19 protein-coding genes are annotated in these 23,459 nt (G+C 69.9%); 18 read left to right on the top strand and 1 reads right to left on the bottom strand.

The window, feature by feature from the left end:
- The first annotated feature begins 3 nt into the window (after window positions 1-3).
- The 16 genes from ABLE43_RS19555 (at window position 4) to ABLE43_RS19630 (ending at window position 20,048) form a co-directional block, all read left to right on the top strand.
- Window positions 4-1,284, top strand: coding sequence for a glycosyltransferase family 4 protein (locus ABLE43_RS19555; RefSeq protein WP_348979824.1), 1,281 nt, complete (start codon window positions 4-6; stop codon window positions 1,282-1,284).
- A gap of 100 nt (window positions 1,285-1,384) precedes the next feature.
- The gene (locus ABLE43_RS19560; protein WP_348979825.1) at window positions 1,385-2,512 is read left to right on the top strand and encodes an acyltransferase family protein; all 1,128 of its coding nucleotides are present in this window, start codon (window positions 1,385-1,387) and stop codon (window positions 2,510-2,512) included.
- A gap of 268 nt (window positions 2,513-2,780) precedes the next feature.
- Window positions 2,781-3,896 (top strand): DUF1972 domain-containing protein, encoded by a 1,116-nt coding sequence (locus tag ABLE43_RS19565; RefSeq protein ID WP_348979826.1) that lies wholly within the window; start codon window positions 2,781-2,783, stop codon window positions 3,894-3,896.
- 109 nt (window positions 3,897-4,005) lie between these two features.
- A complete protein-coding gene (locus ABLE43_RS19570; RefSeq protein ID WP_348979827.1) occupies window positions 4,006-5,391 on the top strand; it encodes an O-antigen ligase family protein in 1,386 nt (461 codons plus the stop codon).
- A gap of 63 nt (window positions 5,392-5,454) precedes the next feature.
- Entirely contained in the window at window positions 5,455-5,694 is a 240-nt protein-coding gene (locus ABLE43_RS19575) for an acyl carrier protein (RefSeq protein WP_348979828.1), read from the top strand.
- A 16-nt stretch (window positions 5,695-5,710) separates the two neighbouring features.
- Window positions 5,711-7,255: an MBOAT family O-acyltransferase gene (locus ABLE43_RS19580; RefSeq protein WP_348979829.1), complete on the top strand. Its 1,545-nt coding sequence runs from the start codon at window positions 5,711-5,713 to the stop codon at window positions 7,253-7,255.
- Between the two features lie 11 nt (window positions 7,256-7,266).
- Window positions 7,267-8,319, top strand: coding sequence for a hypothetical protein (locus ABLE43_RS19585; protein WP_348979830.1), 1,053 nt, complete (start codon window positions 7,267-7,269; stop codon window positions 8,317-8,319).
- Window positions 8,316-9,431, top strand: a complete 1,116-nt coding sequence (locus ABLE43_RS19590) for a glycosyltransferase (protein WP_348979831.1) — start codon at window positions 8,316-8,318, stop codon at window positions 9,429-9,431. Before ABLE43_RS19585 ends, ABLE43_RS19590 begins: the two co-directional genes overlap by 4 nt.
- 8 nt (window positions 9,432-9,439) lie before the next feature.
- Window positions 9,440-10,816: an O-antigen ligase family protein gene (locus tag ABLE43_RS19595; RefSeq protein ID WP_348979832.1), complete on the top strand. Its 1,377-nt coding sequence runs from the start codon at window positions 9,440-9,442 to the stop codon at window positions 10,814-10,816.
- On the top strand, window positions 10,813-12,039 hold the full coding sequence (locus tag ABLE43_RS19600) for a hypothetical protein (RefSeq protein ID WP_348979833.1): 1,227 nt from the start codon (window positions 10,813-10,815) through the stop codon (window positions 12,037-12,039). The genes ABLE43_RS19595 and ABLE43_RS19600 overlap by 4 nt, the downstream gene beginning before the upstream one ends.
- Before the next feature lie 32 nt (window positions 12,040-12,071).
- Complete coding sequence (locus ABLE43_RS19605) at window positions 12,072-12,857, top strand: WecB/TagA/CpsF family glycosyltransferase (protein ID WP_348979834.1); 786 nt, start codon at window positions 12,072-12,074, stop codon at window positions 12,855-12,857.
- Between the two features lie 48 nt (window positions 12,858-12,905).
- Window positions 12,906-15,332 carry a WD40/YVTN/BNR-like repeat-containing protein gene (locus ABLE43_RS19610; RefSeq protein ID WP_348979835.1) on the top strand — a complete coding sequence of 809 codons (2,427 nt, stop codon included), beginning with the start codon at window positions 12,906-12,908 and terminating at the stop codon, window positions 15,330-15,332.
- Between the two features lie 10 nt (window positions 15,333-15,342).
- Window positions 15,343-17,463: an acyltransferase family protein gene (locus ABLE43_RS19615; protein WP_348979836.1), complete on the top strand. Its 2,121-nt coding sequence runs from the start codon at window positions 15,343-15,345 to the stop codon at window positions 17,461-17,463.
- 42 nt (window positions 17,464-17,505) lie between these two features.
- Window positions 17,506-17,883 carry a hypothetical protein gene (locus tag ABLE43_RS19620; RefSeq protein WP_348979837.1) on the top strand — a complete coding sequence of 126 codons (378 nt, stop codon included), beginning with the start codon at window positions 17,506-17,508 and terminating at the stop codon, window positions 17,881-17,883.
- Entirely contained in the window at window positions 17,873-18,169 is a 297-nt protein-coding gene (locus tag ABLE43_RS19625; protein ID WP_348979838.1) for a hypothetical protein, read from the top strand. The genes ABLE43_RS19620 and ABLE43_RS19625 overlap by 11 nt, the downstream gene beginning before the upstream one ends.
- 1 nt (window position 18,170) lies before the next feature.
- A complete protein-coding gene (locus tag ABLE43_RS19630) occupies window positions 18,171-20,048 on the top strand; it encodes an HAD-IIIC family phosphatase (protein WP_348979839.1) in 1,878 nt (625 codons plus the stop codon).
- 279 nt (window positions 20,049-20,327) lie between these two features.
- Here the strand turns inward: ABLE43_RS19630 and ABLE43_RS19635 are convergent, their stop codons facing one another.
- Window positions 20,328-21,305 carry a cell wall hydrolase gene (locus ABLE43_RS19635; RefSeq protein WP_348979840.1) on the bottom strand — a complete coding sequence of 326 codons (978 nt, stop codon included), beginning with the start codon at window positions 21,303-21,305 and terminating at the stop codon, window positions 20,328-20,330.
- Between the two features lie 119 nt (window positions 21,306-21,424).
- Between ABLE43_RS19635 and ABLE43_RS19640 the strand changes: the two genes are divergently transcribed.
- Both ABLE43_RS19640 and ABLE43_RS19645 read left to right on the top strand, forming a co-directional pair.
- A complete protein-coding gene (locus ABLE43_RS19640) occupies window positions 21,425-21,802 on the top strand; it encodes a Rap1a/Tai family immunity protein (protein WP_348979841.1) in 378 nt (125 codons plus the stop codon).
- Window positions 21,803-22,097: 295 nt separating this feature from the next.
- The gene (locus ABLE43_RS19645) at window positions 22,098-23,417 is read left to right on the top strand and encodes an EAL domain-containing protein (protein WP_348979842.1); all 1,320 of its coding nucleotides are present in this window, start codon (window positions 22,098-22,100) and stop codon (window positions 23,415-23,417) included.
- Window positions 23,418-23,459 lie beyond the last annotated feature (42 nt).

Raw genomic sequence — 23,459 nt, forward strand, 5'->3', positions numbered from 1 at the left:
GCCATGACGATCGCCCCATCGCAACGAACCGACCTGCGGCCGCCGTTCGACGCGCTCGGACGGCAGCCCAGCCTGTTGTCGATCAATGCCTATCACTATCATCGCGGCGGGGCGGACAATGTCTACCTCGCCCATGCCGCACTGTTCGAGCAGCGCGGGTGGCGCAGCTCGTTCCAGTCGATGCACCATCCGAGCAACCTGCCCTCGCCCGATTCGCCCTATTTCGCCGAAGAGATCAACTATGCGGCGCGCGGCGACATCGGCCGGTCGCTGCTCGGCGCACAGCGCATCGTCTATTCGCGCGAGGCGCAGGCCAAGATGGCGGCGCTGCTCGACAGCCGCCCGGTCGACATCGCGCATGTCCACAGCGTCTATCACCACCAGTCGCCCTCGGTGCTGGTGGAGCTGAAGCGGCGCGGCGTGCCGGTGGTGCTGACCGCGCACGACCTGAAGCTGGCATGCCCCGCCTATACGATGCTCAACCGCACCGGCATCTGCGAACAGTGCCGCGGCGGCAAGGTGTGGAACGTGGCGAAGAACCGCTGCATCAAGGGCAGCCTTGTCGCCAGCACGCTCATCATGGTCGAATCGGCGGTGCACAAGGCGCTGAACCTGTACGACCGGAACGTCGACCGGATCGTCACCCCCAGCGCCTTCTATCGCGACAAGCTGATCGAATGGGGCTGGGCGCCGGACAAGATCGTCCATATCCGCAACTTCGCCGACCTGCCGGACGCGCCGCCGCCGTTCGCGCCGAGCGACCACCTGCTGTATTTCGGGCGGCTGTCACCCGAAAAGGGGCTGGCGACCGTGGTGCGCGCCGCCGCCGCCACCGGCATTCCGGTACGCCTCGCGGGCACCGGGCCGCAGGAAGCCGAACTGCGCGCGCTGGTCGCGGAACTCGACGCGCCGGTCAGCTTCCTCGGCTTCCTGTCGGGCGATGCGCTGTGGGCGGCGGTGGACGGCTGCCGCGCGACGATCCTCGCGTCCGAATGGTATGAGAACGGCCCGATGAGCGCGATCGAGGCGTTCGGGCGCGGCAAGCCGCTGATCGGCGCGCGCATCGGCGGCATCCCCGAACTGATCGAGGACGGGGTGAACGGCTGGCGCTTCGCCTCGGGCGACGTCGACGACCTTTCGCGCGCGATGACCGCGGCGATGGCCTGTTCGGAGGGCGAACTGCGTAGCATGGCGGAGGCGTGCCACGCGCGCGCCGCGCGCGACTATGCGCCCGACCAATATTATGCGGCGATGAGCGACGTCTATGCGGCGCTGAAGCGCTGATCGTGCCGGGCACGGCAGTGGGTGATTTGCGAGTGATGCGGGGGTGCACGGACGAGATGGTACAGCTTCGGGATCCGGCGGCATCGATGGGCCGCGACGCATGACCATTCCCCGGACCCCGCCTGCCGCGCCGCCGAAGCGCGCCTATCTGACGATCCAGGCGCTGCGCTTCCTCGCCGCGCTGATGGTCGTCGTCGTCCATTCCACCTTCTATTCGCACGAGCGGCTGACCGCCGCGATGCCGGTCTATTCCGAAGGCGCGAACGGCGTCCGGCTGTTCTTCGTCATCAGCGGCTTCGTGATGATCGTCGCCTCGCAGAAGCTGATCGGCGAGGCGGGCGGATGGCGGGTGTTCGCGCTGCGCCGCATCCTGCGCATCGTGCCGCTCTACTGGCTGATCCTGTCGATCAAGGCGGTGGTGCTGATCTTCACCACCGGGCTGGTGCTGCACGCGAAGCTCGACTGGGCGGTGGTGTGGAAGTCGTTCCTGTTCATCCCCGCCTATAACGCCGACGGCGCGATCGAACCGTTGCTGGGGGTGGGATGGACGCTCAATTTCGAGATGTTCTTCTACCTGCTGTTCACGATCACGCTGCTGGCACGGCTGCGTCCGCTGGTGACGCTGGCGCCGGTGCTGGTGATGTTCGCGCTGCTGGGGCTGGTGCGCGATGCCGGCTGGCCGGTGCCGCTCTATTATTACAGCAACCCGATCGTGCTCGATTTCCTCGCCGGCATGGCGATCGCGACCTGGGCCGCGCGCGAGCGGACGCTGCCCGAATGGAGCGGATGGCTGCTGGCCGGGGCGGGGCTGTTCTACCTGTTCGTGCCGTTGCCGCATACGCCGCTGCCGTTCGTCAACTCGCTGCTGATCACACTGGCGGCGGCGGCGGTGGTGCTCGCGGCAGTCGTGCTGGAGGGGCGGATCGGCCACCGCGTGCCGCGCTTCGCGGTGTTCATGGGGGCGGCATCCTATTCGCTGTACCTCATCCACCCGCTGGTCGCGCCGGTCACGCCGCAGCTGTTCGCGAAGGTCGGGCTGATGCTGCCGTCGCTGGCGGTCGTCGGCAGCATCGTCTCGGCGCTCGTCGCCGGTGCGCTGTGCTATCGCTTCGTCGAACTGCCGATCAGCGACCGGCTCGACCGTGCGACGCGGCATCGGCGGTGGTTCTCCACCACGCCGCGCGACAGCGTCCGCCGACCGGTGGGATACGGGGCCGAAACGAAGTAACGCCGCGTTATTCGCGGCGGCTCGACCGTCCGGCTTGACCGTCGCGGGCGGCTTATCTAAGCCATGGGTGTTGCATCGCGGTACGACATAATAACGACCCGCCGTAACTGCCCACGAATCAAGATAATGACTTGGCTCGGATCGCCTTGTTGGTTAGTCGGTGCGCCATCCTGACGATCGAACGGCCATCGGCGGTTCCGATCCTGGTACGTGCCGGCCCCGGGGGGCGGACGGCAGGGGTGCGGCGACAACCGGGGACGGCGAAGAATTGGCACGGCAGCTCATCATCCTGGGAATACGCGGCGTACCCGCCGCGCATGGTGGCTTTGAAACCTTCGCCGAACATCTCTCGCTGTATCTGCAGCGGCAGGGTTGGGACGTGCTGGTCTATTGCCAGGGCAGCCCGACCGGCGCCCGGTTCGAGGACAGCTGGGAGGGCATCCGCCGCATCCACATCCCGACGACGCGCGACGGCGCGGTCGGCACCATCGAATTCGACATCAAGTCCACCGCCGATGCGATGCGCCAGCCCGGCGTCATCCTGACGCTCGGCTACAACACCGGCTTCCTGTCGTCGTGGGTGGCGAGGAAGGGGCGCACCAACCTGATCAACATGGACGGGCTGGAGTGGAAGCGCGCGAAGTACAGCCGCGCCGAACGCGCCTATCTGTGGATCAACGAACGGCTGGCGGCGCGGGCGGGCACGCAGCTGATCGCCGACCATCCCGCGATCGCCGACCATCTGGCGCGCGGCACCCCGCGCGAGCGGATCACGATGATTCCCTATGGCGCCGACCGGATCGACGCCTGCGACCCCGCGCCGCTGGCGGCGTTCGGGATCGAGCCGCAGCGCTTCTACACGCTGATCGCCCGACCCGAGCCGGAGAATTCGGTGCTGGAGATCGTGCGCGGCTTCTCGGCGCGCGAACGCGGGCACAAGCTGATGCTGCTCGGCAAGTACGACCGCGCCAATCCCTATCACGCGAAGGTGATGGACGCGGCGGGGCCGGAGGTGATCTTTCCGGGCGCGATCTACGACAAGGCGATCCTGCACGCGCTGCGCTTCCATTCGCTCGCCTATCTCCACGGCCACCGCGTCGGCGGCACCAACCCGTCGCTGGTCGAGGCGCTGGGCGCGGGCAATGCGGTGATCGCGCACGACAATCCCTTCAACCGCTGGGTCTGCGGCGATGCGGGCACCTATTTCACCACCGCCGACGATTGCGCGAAGGCGATCGACCGGCTGTCGGGCGATCCGGCGCTGGCTGAGCGGATGCGCGACGCGGCGCGGGCGCGGTGGGAAGCGGACTTCACCTGGACCGCGGTGCTCGGCCAATATGAGGCGCTGATCGCCGAATTTGCCGACCGCGCCGCCAAAGGGTAAGGAATATTCCGCACAGGGCGGAACCAAATCGTGATTCGTGCAACGCCGGTCCGGCGATCGTGCCGGTTGCCGAAGGTTCGCCGCCGACGCGCGTGGAGTAAGGATCGTCATGGATTCGTCGGGGATCGGCGGTAGCCTGTTTGAGCAGTTGCGGGTCGGCGCGCCGAAGGCGGATGCGGGCGGCGGCTATGTCGACCTGCACGACCGGCTGCTGCGCGTCGCGGCGGTCGGCTTCCTCGTCATGGTGCTGCTCGCACCGTTGATGTCGCTGAACGAGATGACCATGTCCGGCGCGGGCAACAGCGCGCGCCAGATCGGCTATATCGCGTTCCTCGCGCTCACCCTGTGGGGTTCGCGTCCGCTCGAGCGCGGGCTCGGCATCATCGCCATGCCGTGGCCGATCCTGCTGGCGCTGGGCTGGTGCGTGCTCAGCCTGTTCTGGGCGGTCGATCCGGACATCGGATCGCGGCGTCTGCTGCTGACGGTGCTGACGATCTGGACGGTGTTCCTGCTGGTCAAGTTCGGCGGATACCAGTCGATCCTCGACATCCTGCGCGGGGCGCTCGTCGTCGCGCTGCTCATCAACTACATCGTCGTCTTCGTCGACCAGCCGACCGGCGTCCATCTGCTGAAGGACTCGGCGATGCCGACCGCGCTGATCGGCAACTGGCGCGGGTTCATGGCGCACAAGAATTTCGCGGGCGCGGCCTCGGCGCTGCTGATCCTGCTGTTCCTGTTCGATGCCAAGCGCATCCCCACGCTGCTGCGGATCGCGGTGATCGTGGCGGCGGGCTATTTCCTGTTCCGCACCCAGTCCAAGACGTCGGCGGGCATGCTCGGCATCGCGATGCTGGTCGGCTGGATGTTCCAGACGCTCAGCCGCCGCCTGCGCAGCTACCTCATCCCGATCGTGACCATCGTCACCTGTTTCGTCTGGGTGATGACCACCGCCTATCTCGACGTGCTGGAGGTCAATTACCTCGAACCGAGCGCGTTCACCGGGCGCGGGCAGATCTGGGCGGTGCTGGTGCGCTATGCGACGGCCAACCCGATCTATGGCGCGGGCTTCGGATCGTTCTGGAACATCGGCGGGAACAGCCCGGTCTACAGCTATGGCAGCGGTTTCGCGCTGCTGGTGACGGTGGGGCACAACGGCTATCTCGACCTGCTGGTCACGGTGGGCCTGCCGGGGCTGGCGCTGATCGTGTTCGCGGCGATCGTCTGGCCGATGTGGCGGCTGCTGACCAGCAACCGGATCGTGCCCGCGCGCGGCGCGATGCTGGTCGCGATGCTGCTGTTCTGCATGGGCCACAACATCACCGAGAGCAGCCTGTTCGAGCGCGACGCGCTGGTCGGCGTGATGATGATGTTCGTGGTCGCCTTTACCCAGTTCGCCACCGCCGACCTCGACGAGCGCCGGGTGAAGGGCGATGCCGGGGACGACGTGCTGCGCACGATGCGTCGCCGTCGGCGCGAGGCGGCGCGCCTCGTCTGAACCGGGGCGGGGGCGGGCCCACGCTTCCTTGACCCCGACCGGCTTTGCGACAAGGGAGACGCCATGACCCGCGACGATGTGATCGACCGATTGACCGAGGTGCTGATCGACACCTTCGACGACGAGGATATCGTCTATCGCGACGATCTGACCGCGCGCGACGTGGCGGGATGGGACAGCCTGAGCAACATCCGCTTCATGGTGGCGGTCGAGCAAGCGTTCGGCACCCGGCTGACGATCGCGCAGTGGCAGTCGACCGCGAAGATCGGCGATCTGGTCGACCTGCTGACCGCCGCCGCCTGACGCGCGGACGGGCGCGGTGGCGTTCAATTCCTACGGCTATCTGCTGCTGTTCCTGCCGCTGGTGGTGGCGGCATGGGCGATCGTTGCAACGCGCGGGGTGCGGACGCGCGCCGCGCTGCTGATCGGGGCGACGCTGGTCTTCTATGCGCTGGCGGCGGCATGGGCGCTGCCGGTGCTGCTGGCGTCGGTCGTCGGCAATTACCTCGTGTCGCGCGCGATCCTGCGCAGCGAGGGGACGGTGCGGCACCGCTGGCTGACGTTCGGGGTCGTCGCCAATGTCGCCGCGCTGGTCGGGGTCAAGTACGGCGGGTTCCTTGCCGAGAACCTGCCCGCCGCGGTGGGCGCGGATGCGTTTCTCGTGCGCATCGCGCTGCCGCTCGGCATTTCGTTCTTCACCTTCCAGCAGATCGCGTTCCTCGTCGATACCGCGCGGGGGCGCGGGGGCGCGGTGCGGCCGCTGAGCTATGCCGCCGCGATCCTGTTCTTTCCCGCGATCATCTCCGGCCCGATCGTCTATGTCCGCGAGTTCGTCGGCCAGCTGGAGGCGACGCCCGCGCGGCGGGCGATGCCCGCCGACCTGCTGATCGGCATCGTCCTGCTGGCGATCGGGCTGTTCAAGAAGGTGGTGATCGCCGACACGCTGGCGCTGTGGGTCGATCCGCTGTTCGCCGCCGCGGCGACGGGTGCCGGGTTCGGCGCGGCGGCGGCATGGGGCACGATCCTCGGCTATCTGATGCAGCTCTATTTCGACTTCTCGGGCTACAGCGACATGGCGATCGGTGCGGCGCGCATGTTCGGCATCCGCCTGCCCGCCAATTTCCATTCGCCGCTGCGCGTCACCAGCATCGTCGAATGGTGGCGGCGCTGGCACATGAGCCTCGGGCGGTTCGTGGGCGATTACATCTTCCAGCCGCTGGCGCTGCCGCTGACCCGCTTCGCGGCGATGCGCGGGGTGGGGCGGGGGGCGATGCACGCGCTGGGGGTGCTGCTGCCGACCTTCGTCGCGATGTTCGTGATCGGTGCATGGCACGGCGGCAACTGGACCTTCATCGTCTTCGGCCTGCTGCATGCGAGCTATATGGTCGCGGCGGAGACGTGGCGCTTCGTGCGACGCAAGCGGCGCAAGGGGCGCGTGGCGCGGCCGTGGCACGGGCTGCTCGGCAATCAGGCGACGCTGCTCGCCGTGCTGGTCGCGCTGGTGCCGTTCCGCGCGCCCGACATGGCCACCGCCGCGCATCTGTGGCGGGCGATGGCGGGGATGGGGGCCGGGCTGGGGGCGGGCGCCACCACGGCGGCGATCCCGGCGGCGGGGTGGGGCGGCTTCGCGCTGCTGATCGCGCTGGCCCTCGCCATCTGCTGGCTGCTGCCCAATTCGATGCAGTTGCTCGACGCGCACGAGCCGGTGCTCGACTGGCGCGGCTGGCGCGGGGTGTCGCTGCCGCGCATCGCCTTCACCTGGGCCCCCACGATCGGCTGGTCGGTCGGGATCGGGCTCATGCTGTTCGTCGCGCTGGCGCTCGTCGCGCGCGGTTCGGGCAGCTTCGTCTATTTCGGCTATTAACGGGGGATGCGATGACCACCGACGCCGCCCCGCAGCCGATCGCCCCGCGCCGCGCCGCGACCCTGATCGCCACGATCGCGCTGACGCTGGTCGCGGGCGTGCTGGCGACGCTGGCGCTGCCGTTCGACCGTTATGTCGCGTGGCAGCAGGCGGCGGGCACGCAGATGTTCCATGCCCGCTGGCTGTATGAACGTATCGTGTTCGATCCCGCGCCGATCGAGGTGGCGGTGGTCGGGTCGTCGCGGCTCGAATCGGGGATCAGCCCCGTGATCCTGTCGCGCGAACTGGCGCGCCGCGCGGCGCGGCCGGTGCCGGTCACCAACCTTTCGCTGGTGATGCCGGGGCGCGACTTCACCTGGGAGACGGTGCGGCTGCTGCTCGACCATCACCCGGAAGTGCGGCTGATCCTGTTGTCCGACGACGGCGACATCGGCAATTCGCACCCGATGTTCGCGGAGACGGCAGCGCCGCGCGACCTGCTCGCCGCGCCGCTGCTGGTCAACACCAGCTATGTCGGCAACCTGCTGGCGCTGCCCTATCGCCAGCTGAAGAATGCGGCGCAGCAGGCGCTGCCCGGCTGGTTCGGCGTGACCCGGCGGTTCGATCCCGTCGCCTATGCCGGGAGCGACCTCGACCGGACGCTCGGCTATCGCCTGCCCGACGGCACGATGAACAACGGCGACCGCCACCGCCCGGCGGCGGAACTGGCGGCGATGAGCCGGGCGGCGGTCGCGCGGCAGGAGGCGGGGCTGCGCCGCCTGCGCTTCCTGCCCGAGGAACGACGGCTGGCGGTGGACCGGCGCTACGTCGCGCGGATCGCCGCCGATGCGCGGGCTAGGGGCGTGCGCATCGCGTTCCTGCGGCTGCCGCTCTACGGTCCGGTCCAGTCGCCGGGGCGCGCCGATGCCTATCGCCGCTACGGGCCGGTGTTCGCCTTTCCCGAGCTGTCGCGCGATCCGACGCTGTACCAGAGCGCGGCGCATCTCAACCGCAAGGGGGCGGAGCGGGCCTCGGCGGCAGCGGCGGCGCAGGTCGCGCCGCTCGTGGCGGAGGCGGCGCGATGAGCGGCGCGATCTGGTTCTGCGTCACCCATTCGGCGGCGGGGGGGCTGCGCGAGATCTGGAACGACGTGTCCGAGGGGCTGGCGGCGCGGGGCCACCGCGTGGGCCGCGTCGCGCTCTATCCGCCGCGTGCCGGGCTGGAGGCGCCGGGCGACGACGGCCTCGCATGGGACCATGTGCTGGACCGCACCCCCGCATCGGCGGCGGACATGCCCCGGCTGCTCGCTGCACTGGTGCGCTGGCTGCGGCGGCACCGTCCGGCGGCGATCGTCACCGCCATGCCGCTGGCCAATGTGCTGCTGCCGATCGCGGTGACGCTGGCGCGGACGGGCACACGGGTGATCCCGTCGCACCATTCGCCGACCGATACCCATAATCCGCGCATCGACCGCATCGACGGCTGGACCGGCTGCCTGCCGTGCGTCGCGGCGGTGGTGAGCGTGTCCGATGCGGTTGCGGCGACGCTGGCGCACAAGCCTGCCGCCTATCGCGCGAAGCGGCGGACGATCCACAATGCGCTGCCGACCCGGATCGAGGCGCGGATCGACGCGACCGAGCGTACCGGTGGCGGCGGGCGGCATATCGTCGCGCTCGGGCGGCTGACCGCGCAGAAGAATTACCCGCAACTGCTCCGGGCGCTGGCGCTGGTGCCCGATGCGACGCTCGCCATCGTCGGCGGGGGCGAGGATGCGGCGATGCTCCATGCGCTGGCCGGGGAACTGGGCATCGCCGGGCGGGTCCGCTTCACCGGACAGGTGACGCGCGGCGCAGCGCTGGCGGAGGCCGCCGCCGCCGACCTGTTCGTGCAGGTCAGCCTGTACGAAGGCCACAGCCTCGCGCTGATCGAGGCGGCGCGGCTCGGCCTGCCGCTGATCGTGTCGGACGTGGCGGTGCAGGTGGAGGGGATCACGCTCGACGACGGCACGCGCTGCGGCGCCGTCGTGCCGCTCGGCGATCCGCCTGCGCTGGCGGCGGCGATCCGGGACGTGCTCGACGATCCGGCGCTGCGCGCGGCGCGCACGGCGCAGGCACGGCGGCTGGCGGGCGGGGCATCGAACGCGGCGATGATCGATGCGTACGAAAGCCTGCTGGCGGCGACGCTGGCGGCGCGGTAGGATCGGCCATGCCCGTCGCTCCCGTCACCGCCCGGCGTCCCGCGCTGCCCGCCCTTCGCACCGGCGCCGACGGATTCAACCGCTTCGTCGCGACGCTCGGCTATGTCGGGCTGCTGCTGCTGGCGACGGTCGGCACCTCGCCCTTCGCCGAATATACCCAGGCGGCGGACGACAGCCAGGGCGACGTGCTGCGCCAGGTGCTGACCGGCGCGCTGTTCCTGCTGACGCTGATCGGGTTGCGGCGATCCGGGCGGCTCGCCGCGCGCTGGGCGCTGCCGGTGGGGATCAGCGTACTGCTCGGCTATTGCCTGTTCACCATCAGCTGGTCGATGGTGCCGGGGGTCGCGATCCGGCGGCTGGCGCTGACCACGATCGTCATCTGGATGCTGTTCGCGACCTCGCGCGAGCTGGGCTATGCGCGGACCCTGTACGTCACCCGGATCGTGCTGGTGCTGCTGCTGGTCTGCAACTTCCTGACGATGCTCGTGCCCGGCCTCGGCACCCATCCGTTCGTGCTGGGCGAGGATACGTCGATCGTCGGCGACTGGCGCGGCATGCTGCCGCACAAGAACATGACCGGCGCGGTCTGCGCCTTCACCGTGTTGCTGTTCCTGTTCGACCGGCGGCGGGTGCCGGTGGCGGCGTCGCTGGTGGTCATCCCGGCGGCGCTGATATTCCTCTACTTCACCCATTCGCGCACGTCGCAGGGCATCCTGCTGCTCGCGGTGATCGGCGGCTGGCTCGTGCGGCGCTATGACGCGAACTATCGCGGCCTAGCGCTGACGCTGGCGATCCTCGTCGGCGTGGTGCTGATCCAGCTCGTGATCCTGTATTCGGGCGTGCTGGAGAATGCGCTGAGCGATCCGACCGCGCTGACCGGGCGGGCGCAGATCTGGCCCTATCTGATCGATTATGCGGGCCGCTATCCGTGGACCGGCTCCGGCTTCGGGTCGTTCTGGCAGATCGGGCCGGACGCGCCGATCTGGGACTATACCGACGGCTGGATCGCCGAGCATGCGGGCCATGGGCACAACGGCTATCTCGACCTCGTGGTGACGATCGGCCTGCCCGGCACGCTGCTGGCCATCGCGGTACTGATCCTGTGGCCGATCACGCGGCTGCTCACCAGCTTCTCGATCGGGCGGGCACAGCGGTCGCTGCTGCTGGCGATGCTGTTGTTCAGCGCCGGGCACAACATGACCGAGACGAGCCTGCTCGATCGCATGGCGATCCCCAACCTGTTCCTGTTCCTCGCGATCGCGCTGATCTATCACCTGTCGAACGCCGGGGAGGGCGCGCATCGCCAGCTGCGCGAGCGGGCGCTGCGGCTGCTCCGTCGCGTCCGGCGGCGACCCGCCCGGCCCCTCCCGCGCCGCGCGCGGTGATCGCGGGCCTAGGGCGCTATGCCGGGGCGGGGATCGGCCCGATCCTCGGCGCGGGCGGACAGTTCGCGCTGTCGCTGCTGCTGCTCACCCGCCTGTCGCTCGGCGATTTCGGGCGCTTCTCGTTTCTGATCGTCGTATCGCAGTTCGCGATCGGGCTGTGGAGCGCGCTGTTCGGCGCGCCGATGCTGGTCGCGGCGGCGCAGGGACAGGGGGTGGCGGCGATCGACGCGGCACAGCGCGCCGCGCTGTTGCCGCTGGCGGGCGCGATGCTGCTGCTGGGCCTCGCCACCGGGGCGGGGGGTGTGGCGGCGATCCTGTTCGCGCTGTTCACCGCCCTGCTGCTCGCGCGGCAGTTCGCGCGGACGCGGGCGATGGCGCATGGTGTGCCCGCCCGCGCGATCGCGTCCGACCTGATCTATGGCGCGACGCTGGCGATCGGCTGTGCGGTGGTGCTGGCGCGCCCCACACTGTCGCTCGGCGGGGCGGTGCTGCCGTTGCTGCTCGCGGTGGTGCCCGCGCTGTGGCCGCTGCGCGCGTCGGTGCTGGGCGGGGTCCGGGGACTTGGCGGCTATCGTGCGATCTGGCGGCGCGACAGCCGCTGGTCGCTGCTTGGTGTGCTGTCGACCGAGGGGACGGTCAACAGCCACAGCTATATCGTGACCGCGCTCTATGGCGCCACGGCCTTTGCGCCGATCGCCGCCGCCGCGCTGCTGATCCGCCCGATTACCGTCGCGATCAACGCGCTGGTCGAGTTCGAGCGCGCCCGCTTCGCACGCGATCTGGCGGAGGGGCGGATCGACCGGGTGCGGGCCGGACGGCGACAGTTGCACGCCGTGCTGTTCGCGGTGTGGGCGGGCACCGCCGTCGTCGCGGTGCTGCTGCTGACGTTCGCGCCCGAGCTGCTGTTCCGCGGCAAGTTTACGCTGCCGGTCATCGCGCTCGGCGCGGCGCTGTGGTTCGCCGTGGCGCTGGCGCGGCAACTCCATGCGCCGGAGGGTGCGTTGCTCCTCGCCGCCGGGCGGTTCCGCGAGCTGGCGTCGATCAGCATCGGCACTGCCGCGCTGTCGCTGGGCGGGGTCGCGGCGGGACTGGCGCTCGGCGGGCCGATCTGGTCGATCGCGGGGATCGTGGCGGGGGAGGGGGCCTATGCGCTGATCCTGCAACGCCGCGCCTCGCGCTTCCTGGCGCGGCACCGCCCCCTTGTCGGCGGCACGGCGGCGTGAGAAGGCTTGCGCGGGCAAGGGGAGCAAGCGCGATGGCCGATCCGGCAGCACAGCCGCAACCGCCGGAGAAGGTGACGATCGGCGGCCTGCCGATCGCCCGGCTGACGCTCAGGCAACTGGCCGGGACGATGTGCGCCGATGTCGCGGCGGCGCGCGCCGGGCACTTGCCGCGCCCGCGGGTCGTCACCTCGGCGAATGGCAGCGTCGTCGCCGCCTATCACGGCGATCCCGCCTTTCGCCGATCGATCGACGCCGCCGATATCGTCGATGCCGACGGCATGCCGCTGGTGTTCGCCAGCCGCATCTGGTGCGATCGCCCGCTGGAGGAGCGCACCGCGACGACCGATTTCCTGCTCGATGCGTCCGCGGTGGCGGCGCGCGAGGGCATCCGCTTCTATTTCCTCGGCGGCAGGCCCGGCGTCGCGGCGCGCGCGGCGGACCATCTGCGCAGCCGCTTCCCCGATCTCCAGATCGTCGGCACGCGATCGGGCTATTTCCCGCCGGAGCGGACGCAGGCGATCTGCGAACGCATCGTCGCGGCGGGCACCGACGTGCTGTGGCTCGGCATGGGCAGCCCGTTGCAGGAGGCGTTCGCCATCGCCAATCGCGACCGGCTGCCCGGCGTCGCGTGGATCCGTACCTGCGGCGGGCTGTTCGACCATTATGGCGGGGGAGTGTCGCGCGCGCCCGAATGGATGCAGCGCTTGGGGCTGGAATGGATCTACCGCGCGGCGCGCGATCCGCTGCGACTCGGGCGGCGTTACCTTGTGACCAGCCCGATTGCGCTGTACCACCTCGCCCGCAAGACCCATGACTGATTCAACTTGCCAGCCCATGCCCCATGTCGGGCGGGGTCGAGGGGTGCGATGCAGCGACGTGACCGGAATGCCATCCGCTATGACCAGTTCGTCAAGCCCGAGCGGCGCAGCCGCGGCTGGCTGTGGGCGATCCTCGCCGTGGGGCTGATCGCCGCGCTCGGCTATGCCGCCTGGGCGTGGTTCCTGCAGCCCGCGGCGGCGCTGACCACGCCGCCCGCGCTGTCGAGCGCCGGACGCCCGGTGCCGAACGAGGCATATCAGTGGAAGGCGGTCGCGATCGGCGGCGGCGGCTATATCACCGGCCTCGCGATGGACCCGAAGGGCGAGACGATGGTCGCCCGCGCCGACGTGTACGGCGCATATATCTGGGACAAAAAGGCCGATCGCTGGAAGCAGTTGATGACCGCCGCCGCCTTCCCCCCCGCCGACCGGGTGCAGGACGGGATCGCGGAGGGTGCCTATGCCATCGCCGTCGCGCCGTCGCGGTCGCAGCGCGTCTATCTGGCGACCAAGGGTCGCGTGTATCGCAGCGACGATCGCGGCGCGCATTTCGTCCAGTCGGGGCAGGGCAATCCCTTCCCGCTGGAATGGGACGCCAACAGCGAATTCCGCCTGCACGGGCCCTATCTGACCGTCGATCCGACCAACCCCGATCTGGTGCTGCTCGGCACGCCCGGCAGCGGGCTGTGGCGCAGCGCCGACGGTGGCAACAGCTGGAACCGGGTGGCGTCGGTGCCGACCAGCGTCGATCGCCGCCCGCCGCCGGGCATCCAGGCGCCGGGCACGCTGGTATGGTTCGAGACAGGGGCGGGCGCCAAGCCGACCGGGCGCATCCTCGCCATGGCGTCGGGGCGCGGCATGTATGTCTCGACCGATCGCGGGGCGAGCTTCCGTCCGCTGGCCGCGGGCGGGGCGGGGCCGATGACGCTGCGCCACGGCACGTTCGACCGCAACGGCGTGTTCTTCGCCGCGGACGACGAGACGCAGACCATCTGGTCGCTGCGCGACGGCGCATGGCATAACCTCACCACCGAGGCGGGGTTGCCCGCCAAGAAATATGGCGCGATCGCCGCCAATCCGCGCGCCGATCAGGTCGTCGTGTTCGACTGGGGCGGGGCGGGATACCAGTCGAGCGACGGCGGGCGGACGTGGCGCACCCTGTCGCATACCGCCGAGGCGGGGCCCAAGGACCCGCCATGGCTGCGCCTCGCCGACCAGTCCTTCTTCCCGACCGGCGATATCCAGTTCGATCCGGTCGTGGCCAACCGGCTGTGGGTGGCGGCGGGTACCGGCGTGTTCTACGCCGACCTGACGCCCGAGAGCGCGTCGGCCGACTGGATCAGCCAGTCGCGCGGGATCGAGGAGATCGTGGCCAACGACATCGTGCAGACGCCGGGCCACGCCCCGATGTTCGCCGGATGGGACTTCGGCATCCATATCAAGCCCGATCTCAACGCCTATTCGACGACGTTCCAGCCGGGCGAACGCTCGCTGATCGCCGCGCAGCAGATCGACTGGACCCCGGCCGATCCGTCCTATGTCGTCACCAACGCCACCGACACCCGGATGGGCTGCTGCTGGCAGGACGGCAACACGGTGATGGCGGGCTACAGCCGCGACGGCGGGCAGAGCTGGACGAAGTTCGCCACGCTGCCGCAGCCGCCGGGGACCAAGGCCGACGATCCGTGGCGCATGTCGTTCGGCACGATCGCGGTATCGTCGGGCGACACCGGCAATATCGTGTGGGCACCGGCGTTCAACCGCACGCCCTTCTATACCAAGAACCGCGGCCGCAACTGGGAACCGGTGCGCCTGCCCGGCGCGCAGGGCGACAATCCGGGATCGTTCGAGCACCAATGGTATCAGCGCAAGACGCTGGCCTCCGACAAGTCGATCCCCGGCACCTTCTATTACTATCACAGCGGCGAGGCGCCCAATCAGGGGCTTACCGGGCTGTGGCGCAGCCAGGACGGCGGCGCGACGTGGAGCCAGGTGTTCGCGGGCGAGATCATGGCCTCGACCAATGCCGCCGCCAAGCTGCGTTCGGTGCCGGGCCATGCCGGGCACCTGTTCTTCACCTCGGGCCACGCCCATGCCGCCGAATCGACCCTGCGCCGCAGCATCGACGGCGGGGCGACGTGGGTGATGGTGCCCGACGTCGACCGCGTCGACGACGTGGCGTTCGGCAAGGCCGCGCCGGGTTCGTCCTATCCCACCATCTTCGTCTCGGGGAAGGTCGGCGGGGTCTATGGCATCTGGCGCTCGGTCGACGATGCGAAGACGTGGGTGCGGCTGGTCGACTTCCCCGTCGGCACGCTGGACCAGGTGACGGCGATCGGTGCCGACCCGGACGTGTTCGGGCGGGTGTATCTCGGCTACAAGGGGTCGGGCTATATCTGGGGCGAGCCTGCGCCCTGCAAGCCCGCCCCGCTCGCCAGCCTCGCGACCGTCCAGTGCAGCGCGGTCGGTCGCTGAGGCCGGGCGCATGAGCCAGGGCGACCGGAGCGTCGCCGGTCGCTACCGCACCGATGTGCAGGGCGTGCGCGCGATCGGCATGGCGCTGGTCGTGATCGGGCACATCTGGCTCGACCGCGTGACCGGCGGGGTGGACGTGTTCTTCCTCGTCTCCGCCTATTTCCTCACCCGCTCGCTGGTGGCGAAGGCGGACGGGGGCAGGGTCGATCCGCTCGCCTTCTGGGCGCGGGTGGGCCTGCGCATCCTGCCCGCCGCAATGGCGGTGATCTTCCTCACCTTCATCGCGGGCAGCTTCCTGCTGCCGATCACGCTGTGGAAGCCGTTCGCGCTGAACGGCGTCATGGCGACGGTGCAGCTCGAAAACCTGCAACTGCTGCGCGAATCGACCGACTATCTCGCGCGCGACACCCCGGCCAGCCCGTTCCAGCAATTCTGGGCGCTCTCCACGCAGATGCAGTTCTTCGCGGTCCTGCCGCTGCTCATCCTCGCCTGTCGCGCGTTGTCGGGGCGGCGCGGCTATGACCGGCGGGTGCATGTCGCGGTGTTCGGCGTGCTGGGGATCGCGTCCTTCGCCTTCGCGCTGTGGATATTGGCGCGCAATCCGGCACCGCATTATTTCAACCCCGCCGCGCGCTTCTGGCAGTTCGCCGCGGGCGCGATCCTCGCCGTCACCGCCGATCGGGTGCGGCCCGGCGCGGCGGCGGCGCGGGCGATGGGCTGGGGCGGGCTGGCGGCGATCGTTTCGACCGCATGGATCGTGCCGCCCGACGCGCCCTATCCCGGCCTCGCCGCGCTGTGGCCGGTGGGCGGCGCGACGCTGCTGCTGCTGGCCGGGGGCGATGCGGGGGTACGCGGCAGCGCGGCGGCGTTGCTGTCGCACCGCTGGCTGCAACGTGCGGCGGCGATATCGTTCACCGTCTATCTCTGCCACTGGCCGATCCTGACCTATGGCCAGGAATGGCTCGGCACGACCCGGCTGACGCTCATGCAGGGGGGCGTGGTGATCGCGCTGTCGGTGCTGGCGGCGCTGTCGCTCAAGCGGCTGGTCGAGGACCCGATGCGGCGGCTGGGCGAGGCGCGGCCGATCGCACGGCTGCCGCGGCGACGCGGGGCGCTGGCCGCGCTGGTGCTGGCGCTGCTGCCCGCCCTTCCCAACCTTGCCTATGCGTACGGCTGGGAACGGCATTTCGCGGCAGTCGAGGCGCGCTATCTGGCGACCCCCCGTCGCTATCGCCCGCCGCTGCCGGTGGTGCGGGGCGATCCCGCACTGCCGCCGGGGATCGATGCGCAACTCGCCGCGATCGGCACGCTGCTGCCCGAACCCTATGGCAACGGTTGCGACACCAAAGAACGCTCGGCACGGGTCACGACGTGTTTCAGCGGCACGCGCAATCCGGGCGCTCCGCTGGTCGCGCTGGTCGGCGGATCGCATTCGACCCAGTTCCATCCGGCGCTGAAGCGCATCGCGCAGGCGCAGGGGTGGCGGCTGGTGTCGATCACCAAGAGCGCCTGCCCGATCGATGGCGAATATAACGGCGTGCTGCGCACCGGCACCGGCGCGGCACGGTGCCGGGCGTGGGCAAGGGCCGCCGTCGCCCGCGTGCTGGCGCTCCGCCCCGCGCTGGTCGTCACCACCGCGACCCGCCCCGGCCCCGGCAATCGCGGCGACGAGGTGCCGCCGGGCTTCCCGCCGGTATGGCGGACATGGACCCGCGCGGGGATCGCGGTGCTGGCGATCCGCGACACGCCGCGCGCCGAACATTACCGCGTACCGGTGTGCATCGATCGCCACCGCGCCGATTTCGCGGGCCGCTGCGATCTCGATCGCGCCACGCATCTTTCGGTGCCGAGCCCGATCGACGCGCTGCCGCCGATGCCGGGCGTGCGCTTCCTCGACCTGTCAGACCATATCTGCGGCCCGCGCGTGTGCCCGGTGGTGATCGACGGCATCGTCGTCTATCACGACAACAGCCATCTCTCGGTCCCGTTCGTCGAGCGGCTCACGCCCCTGCTGGCCGGGCCGATCGGCGGCATGCTGCAAACGGCGCGACAGCCTTGGCAGCCGGGTGGTGCTGGACTAAAGTCGGATCGATCGGTTCGGCCAAGTCGACCGGCGATCACCGGGCAGTAAAGCGGGCATACACTGAAACACGAACCTGCATCGCTGTGGTCGATGCGCTTCAATCGCGCGATCGATGCGGTGTGCCTGTTTGCGCTGGTCGCGGTCGTCGGCACGGTCATCTATGGCCTGACGCTGCGCGCGAAATACGAGCAGAGCTATTACGGGGCGGTGGTCGTCGCGGTGCTGGGCGCGCTGGTGATGCTGGTCGCGCTGGCGCAGCAGGCGATCGCCGCGCGCGACGCGGCGACATGGCGCGAGATGGCCGAATGGCAGATTCGCGCCGCCCGGGCGAAGCTGGCGGCGCGCAAGGGGGCATCGGGCCTCGAACTCGGCCCCGAATCACCGCTCTATTACGAATATCTGGTCGAGGCGCTGATCGGCGACATGCAGCGCACCGACGAAGACGCGGCGGACGACGATGATCGGTAATCCGCATACCCAGCTGGGCGAGACGGTGCCGCGCATGGTCGTGCACTGGATCGCGTCGTGCTTCGGCCATTTCCTGATGGTGCTCCTCCCGCTCATCACCTCATGGCCCCATCCGCCGAGCCCCGAGTTTCCCCGCTGGTGGTCGGTGCTGCTGTTCGCCGGGATCACCTCCGTCACTGCCGCGATCATCAACGCCAACCTGCCGGTGACGGCGCGCGAACTCATCAAGAGCGTGGCGCTGGGCTTCGCGCTCAACGCGACCAGTTCGGCGTTCGGCCTGATCTGAGATGTCCGCCGACCTGTACCTCGACCTCGGCTGGCTGCTGCCCGCCCCTGCCGACACCCGCGCGCGCATCGCCGCACTGGCGCACGATCCGGTCCCCGGCGAGGCGATCCGCGCGATCGCGGCGCATGCGCTGTCGCCCAACCAGCTCGACCGGCTGGCCCGCGCGATCGCGGCGGCACAGGGCGACGGGCGCGGCCTCGCCCCGCTGCACCCGTACCGGCTGGGGCTGATCGGCACCGGCACGCTCGACCTGATCGCCCCCGCGCTGGTCGCGAGCGCCGCGCGCCACGGCATCGCGCTGGAGGTGGTGCGCGGCGAGTTCGGGCGGGCGATGCAGGATGCGCTCGATCCCGCATCGGCGATCAACGCCGCGCGGTGCGATGCGGTGCTGCTGGCGCTCGACCACCGCGACCTGCCCGTCGCGCCGACGCTTGCCGGCAGGAACGCGGACGGCGCCGTGGCACAGATCGCAACGATGCGCGCCGCGCTGCTCGAACGCGGCGGCGCGGCCAGCATCGTGCAGACGATCGCCGCCCCGCCCGAAACGCTGTTCGGCAACTACGACCGTCGCGTCGCCGCCAGCGTCACGCGGGTGGTGGCCGACATCAACGACACGATCGTCGCGCAACTGGCGGGCAGCGGCGACCATCTGCTCGACGTCGCGACGCTGGCCGCCACGGTCGGGCTGGCGCAGTGGCATGATCCCGCCGGGTGGAACCTCGCCAAGCTGCCCTTCGCCACCCGCTGCCTGCCGCTCTATGCCGATCATGTCGCGCGGCTGATCGCGGCGACGCTGGGCAAGGCGCGGCGCTGTCTCGTGCTCGATCTCGACAATACGCTGTGGGGCGGGGTGATCGGCGACGACGGGATCGCGGGGATCAGGCTGGGGCAGGGCGACGCCACCGGCGAGGCGTTCGTCGCGATGCAGCGGACGGCGCTGCAACTCCATGAACGCGGCGTGGTGCTGGCGGTATCGTCCAAGAACGACGACGCGATCGCGCGCCACGCCTTCGCCACCCATCCCGACATGCTGCTGCGCGAGGAGCATGTCGCGGTGTTCCAGGCGAACTGGACCGACAAGGCCGCCAACATCCGCGCCATCGCCGACACGCTGTCGCTGGGGCTCGCCTCGTTCGTGCTGGCCGACGACAATCCGGTCGAGCGCGCGCTGGTCCGCCGCCTGCTGCCCGAGGTGGCGGTGCCCGAACTGCCCGCCGACCCGGCGCTCTATGCCCGGACCCTCGCGGCGGCAGGCTATTTCGAGGCGACCGGCTTTTCCGACGAGGACCGGATGCGCGGCGCGACCTATCGTGCCAACGCAAGGCGCGCCGAGCTGGCGGCGGGGTCCGACGGGGTGGAGGCCTATCTCGCCTCGCTCGACATGACCGTCACCTTCGCGCCGTTCGATGCGGTCGGGCGCGAGCGGATCGTCCAGCTGATCGCCAAGTCCAACCAGTTCAACCTGACCACCCGCCGCCACGACGCCAACGCCGTCGCCGCGTTCGAGCAGGATGCCGCGGCGACCCTGCAGGTGCGGCTGTCGGACATGTTCGGCGACACCGGCATGATCTCGGTCGTGATCGCGCTGGCTGCCGATGATGGGTGGGAGATCGACACGTGGCTGATGAGCTGCCGCGTGCTCGGGCGAGGGGTCGAACGCGCGGTGCTGGCCGAACTGTGTCGACAGGCGCAGGCGGCGGGGGTGGCGCGGCTGATCGGCGTCTATCGCCCGACGCCGCGCAACGCGCTGGTGCGCGACCATTATGCGACGCTCGGCTTCGATTTCCTCGGCGAGGGTGCGGACGGCGAGACGCGCTGGTCCTATCCGGTCGACCGGCCGGTTGCGGTGCCGCCGATGCGGGTCGTGCATGTCGGTTAGAGTCTGATCCAGCAAAGCTGGATCAGGGCGGTACCGGCCCGCTCCCCCACCCGGCCACCCACACGGTACGCTCGATGGGTGGCCGGGTGGGGGAGCGGGCCGGTACCGCTTCCACGCAAGTGGATCAGACTCCAGAAACGGCACAGCGCGTTTTTCCGGCCCCCCGATCCGTTCGTCCCGAGCGCAGTCGAGGGACGTGCCGCAAACGTAGCGCACCGTGTCTCGACTGCGCTCGACACGAACGGTGGCGGGTATGCGGAGCGTGGATCGGGCAGCACCCTATCGCGCGATGACCCAGCGGTCGCCGCCCGGCGCGGGGGTGGCGGTGGCCACGGGCTTCTCCGGTTGTGCGGCGTTGCTGAAGATGACCGGGCGTTCGGCGGCGGTGACGGTCGCGGGCGGCAGGTCGCGCGCGGCGACCGGCGAGGCGCTCGCCTCCGGCTGCGGCAGCGCGCCGCCCAGCAACGGCTCGCGCCCGGCATAGCGATCGACGAACGCCGCCCCGGTCCCCTGCCGTCCCGGCCAGCGATAGAAGATATGCGCGCCGATCGTCGCGACCTTGGTCAGCCCCGCCGCCCAATAGGGTACGACGTAATCGGCGTGATAATGCGTCGCCCAGCCGACCGGGGCATAGACATAGCCCGCCAGCGCCGTCTCCGCCACGCCGCGCGCGCGGGCATAGCCCGCGGGCGTGCGGGCGCGGGCGAGCGATCCGTCGCACACGAAGCTGAACTGGCACCCGGTACGCCTTGCCGCCCCCTGATAGACCACGCCGCACACGCTGTTCGGATAGGCGGGGTGGCGCACCCGGTTGAGCACCACCTGCGCCACCGCGCGCTGTCCCTCGACCGGTTCGTTGCCCGCTTCGTAGTAGATCGCGTCGGCAAGGCAGTCGATCGAGCGCATCCGGTCGACCGGGGCCGCCGCCAGCGCGGCGAAGCCGGTCGCGGCGGGGGTGCCCGGTTCGGCGGTCGGGACCGCGGCGTTCCATTGCCGCGCGCGGTTCGGATCGAGCGGGCGCAACGCTTCGGGCGCGAAGGGATTGCGCAGCAGCTGCGCGGTCTGGCGCGTCACGGTGGCGGGCGGGGTCGCGGGCACGTCGCCCGCCGGCCACCACCACCAGCCGCCGATCGCAAGCAGCGCGAGCAGCAGCACCACCAGCGGCCAGCGCGACCGCCGCCGTCGCGGCTGCGGCATGGTAAGCCAGTCGAGCGAGGCATCGGCGGCGGGGCCGGGCTGGGGGCGGGGGGCGTCCACGATCACCGCCGCTATCGCCGTTTCCGCCCGCCTGCAACCGACGGCGCGGCATCGCCGTTCACCACCTGCTCATGCCTTGCCAGGTAGGGGCGCGACCTTGGCCCGAACAGGAGATGTCGATGGTGTTGCCCGCCCTGCTGCTCGCGATCGCCGCGCCGGTGCAGAATGCCGACAGCTCGCCGATCGGCTTCCTGCGCGCGGGCGAGCTGGAGACGCGCTGCCAGTCGAACGTACCCGCCAGCGCATCCTATTGCTTCGCCTATCTGACCGGGGTGTACGATACGGTGAAAGCCTATGAGGCGTGGTTGAACGCGAAGGAGTTCTGCACCGCGTTGCGCCCGCCGCAGGGCGACCTGCGCCGCATCTTCCTCGACCATCTCGAAAAGAACCCGGCCTATCGCTCGGGCGAGGCGTCGTCGGTGGTGGTGGTCGCGCTCCGGCAGCGCTTTCCCTGTGCGGCCGGGGCGGGGGCGGGAACACCGGCGCCGTCGCGCTGATCGATCGAATCGCAGTCCGCACGTGAAATCGCCTGGGCCACCCGGGCGAACCATCATGACCCAGGCGATCGTTCCGTTACACCGGGCGGATGTCGTCGCCGTAGGTGTCGCGGAACAGAGCGAAAAACGCCTGCATAGTCATTCTCCCAGAAGCGCCGAAGCGCATCGTCATGGTTAACATCGAATTAACCAAATCCCAAGCGATTCGAACGTAACGATCGGAAAGGGCGGCGTTAACGGTTAGTTTCTACCTGTGCGGCTATCGCCATGGGCTATGGAGCCGCAGGAAACCGATATGGCGGCGGGCCGCGCCCCGTCGAACGCCGCGCCGGGTGATCGCCCCGCCGCGGCCGACGGGCCGCCGCCTGCGCCGGACGGCGGTTATCGCTTCGTGCTGCTGGCCGTGGTGGTCAATTTCCCGGTCGTGCGCCGCCGCGCCGGGCTGTCGCGCGGCGAGCGGCTGATGGCCTGCCTCGCCGACCATCTCCGCCGCGCCCTGGCGGACGGCAGCGTCGCCGTGGTCGGCAGTTCGATGCTGGAGATCGCGTTCGAGCGTCGCGACTTCGCCGCCGGTCGGGCGCTGCTGGCGCAACTGCACGCGCTGCTGGCGCATCCGGTCAATTTCGACGGGGAACATCATGTCGTGCGGCTCGCGATCGGCGGCGCAGGCGGGCATGCCGCCACCGTTGCCGAGATCGATCTGGTCGAGGCGGCGGAGCGCGCGCTGCACGATGCCCGCATGCGCGGCGGCGACCGGCTGGACGACCTCGGCGATCCGCGATTCGCGACGGACCCGATGGACCTGATGCGCGACCTGCCGCACGCCATCGCCAACGGCGAGATCTTCCTGCAATATCAGCCCAAGCTGCACGTCCGGCAGCAATGCGTCGCCAGCGCCGAAGCGCTGGTGCGCTGGCGGCATCCGGTCCGGGGTCTCATCCTGCCCGGCAGCTTCATCGAAATGGCCGAACGTTGCCTCGAGATCGGGCAGCTGACGCTGTGGACGCTGGGGCAGGCGGTGGCCGACCAGCGGGCGCTGGCGGCGGCGGGGCATGACTTTCCGCTGTTCGTCAACATCTCCGGCGTGCTGCTGTCCGACGAGAGCTTCGTGGCGGAGGCCTGTGCGCTGATCGAACGGGGCAATGCCCGCATCGGCATCGAGATCACCGAGACGGCGGTCATCCGCGATCCCGAAACCGCAATCGCGAACCTCAAGCGGATGGCGGCGATCGGCGTGCGCCTCGCGATCGACGATTACGGTGCCGGGCTGTCGTCGCTGTCCTATCTGAAGCGGCTGCCCGCGCGCGAACTGAAGATCGACAAGTCGTTCATCACCGAACTGGCGAGCAGCAACCGCGATCCGCTGATCGTGCGCTCGACCATCGATCTCGCCCATGCACTGGGTATGGAAGTGACCGCCGAGGGGGTGGAGACGCAGCCGGTGCTGGCGCTGCTCAGCGTCATGGGATGCGACATGGTGCAGGGCTATCTCATCAGCCATCCGATCGAACTGCATGCGTTGTTCGCCTTCCTCGCCGATACCGCGCATATCGCGGCGGTGACGAACCGGCGGCTGTCGTTCGACCGCAATCAGCGGGCATGGCAACGCGGCTGACGGTTACCACCCGTTAAGCATCGCGGTGGCATGGGAACGGTA

Source organism: Sphingomonas silueang, assembly GCF_040049155.1.
Lineage (GTDB): Bacteria > Pseudomonadota > Alphaproteobacteria > Sphingomonadales > Sphingomonadaceae > Sphingomonas > Sphingomonas silueang.

What these genes read in the sequence shown, in the direction of transcription:
- ABLE43_RS19555 (WP_348979824.1), top strand. Translation starts at nt 4, where the DNA reads ATGACGATCGCCCCATCGCAACGAACCGACCTGCGGCCGCCGTTCGAC.
- ABLE43_RS19560 (WP_348979825.1), top strand. Translation starts at nt 1,385, where the DNA reads ATGACCATTCCCCGGACCCCGCCTGCCGCGCCGCCGAAGCGCGCCTAT.
- ABLE43_RS19570 (WP_348979827.1), top strand. Translation starts at nt 4,006, where the DNA reads ATGGATTCGTCGGGGATCGGCGGTAGCCTGTTTGAGCAGTTGCGGGTC.
- ABLE43_RS19575 (WP_348979828.1), top strand. Translation starts at nt 5,455, where the DNA reads ATGACCCGCGACGATGTGATCGACCGATTGACCGAGGTGCTGATCGAC.
- ABLE43_RS19585 (WP_348979830.1), top strand. Translation starts at nt 7,267, where the DNA reads ATGACCACCGACGCCGCCCCGCAGCCGATCGCCCCGCGCCGCGCCGCG.
- ABLE43_RS19590 (WP_348979831.1), top strand. Translation starts at nt 8,316, where the DNA reads ATGAGCGGCGCGATCTGGTTCTGCGTCACCCATTCGGCGGCGGGGGGG.
- ABLE43_RS19595 (WP_348979832.1), top strand. Translation starts at nt 9,440, where the DNA reads ATGCCCGTCGCTCCCGTCACCGCCCGGCGTCCCGCGCTGCCCGCCCTT.
- ABLE43_RS19605 (WP_348979834.1), top strand. Translation starts at nt 12,072, where the DNA reads ATGGCCGATCCGGCAGCACAGCCGCAACCGCCGGAGAAGGTGACGATC.
- ABLE43_RS19610 (WP_348979835.1), top strand. Translation starts at nt 12,906, where the DNA reads ATGCAGCGACGTGACCGGAATGCCATCCGCTATGACCAGTTCGTCAAG.
- ABLE43_RS19615 (WP_348979836.1), top strand. Translation starts at nt 15,343, where the DNA reads ATGAGCCAGGGCGACCGGAGCGTCGCCGGTCGCTACCGCACCGATGTG.
- ABLE43_RS19620 (WP_348979837.1), top strand. Translation starts at nt 17,506, where the DNA reads ATGCGCTTCAATCGCGCGATCGATGCGGTGTGCCTGTTTGCGCTGGTC.
- ABLE43_RS19625 (WP_348979838.1), top strand. Translation starts at nt 17,873, where the DNA reads ATGATCGGTAATCCGCATACCCAGCTGGGCGAGACGGTGCCGCGCATG.
- ABLE43_RS19630 (WP_348979839.1), top strand. Translation starts at nt 18,171, where the DNA reads ATGTCCGCCGACCTGTACCTCGACCTCGGCTGGCTGCTGCCCGCCCCT.
- ABLE43_RS19640 (WP_348979841.1), top strand. Translation starts at nt 21,425, where the DNA reads ATGGTGTTGCCCGCCCTGCTGCTCGCGATCGCCGCGCCGGTGCAGAAT.
- ABLE43_RS19645 (WP_348979842.1), top strand. Translation starts at nt 22,098, where the DNA reads ATGGCGGCGGGCCGCGCCCCGTCGAACGCCGCGCCGGGTGATCGCCCC.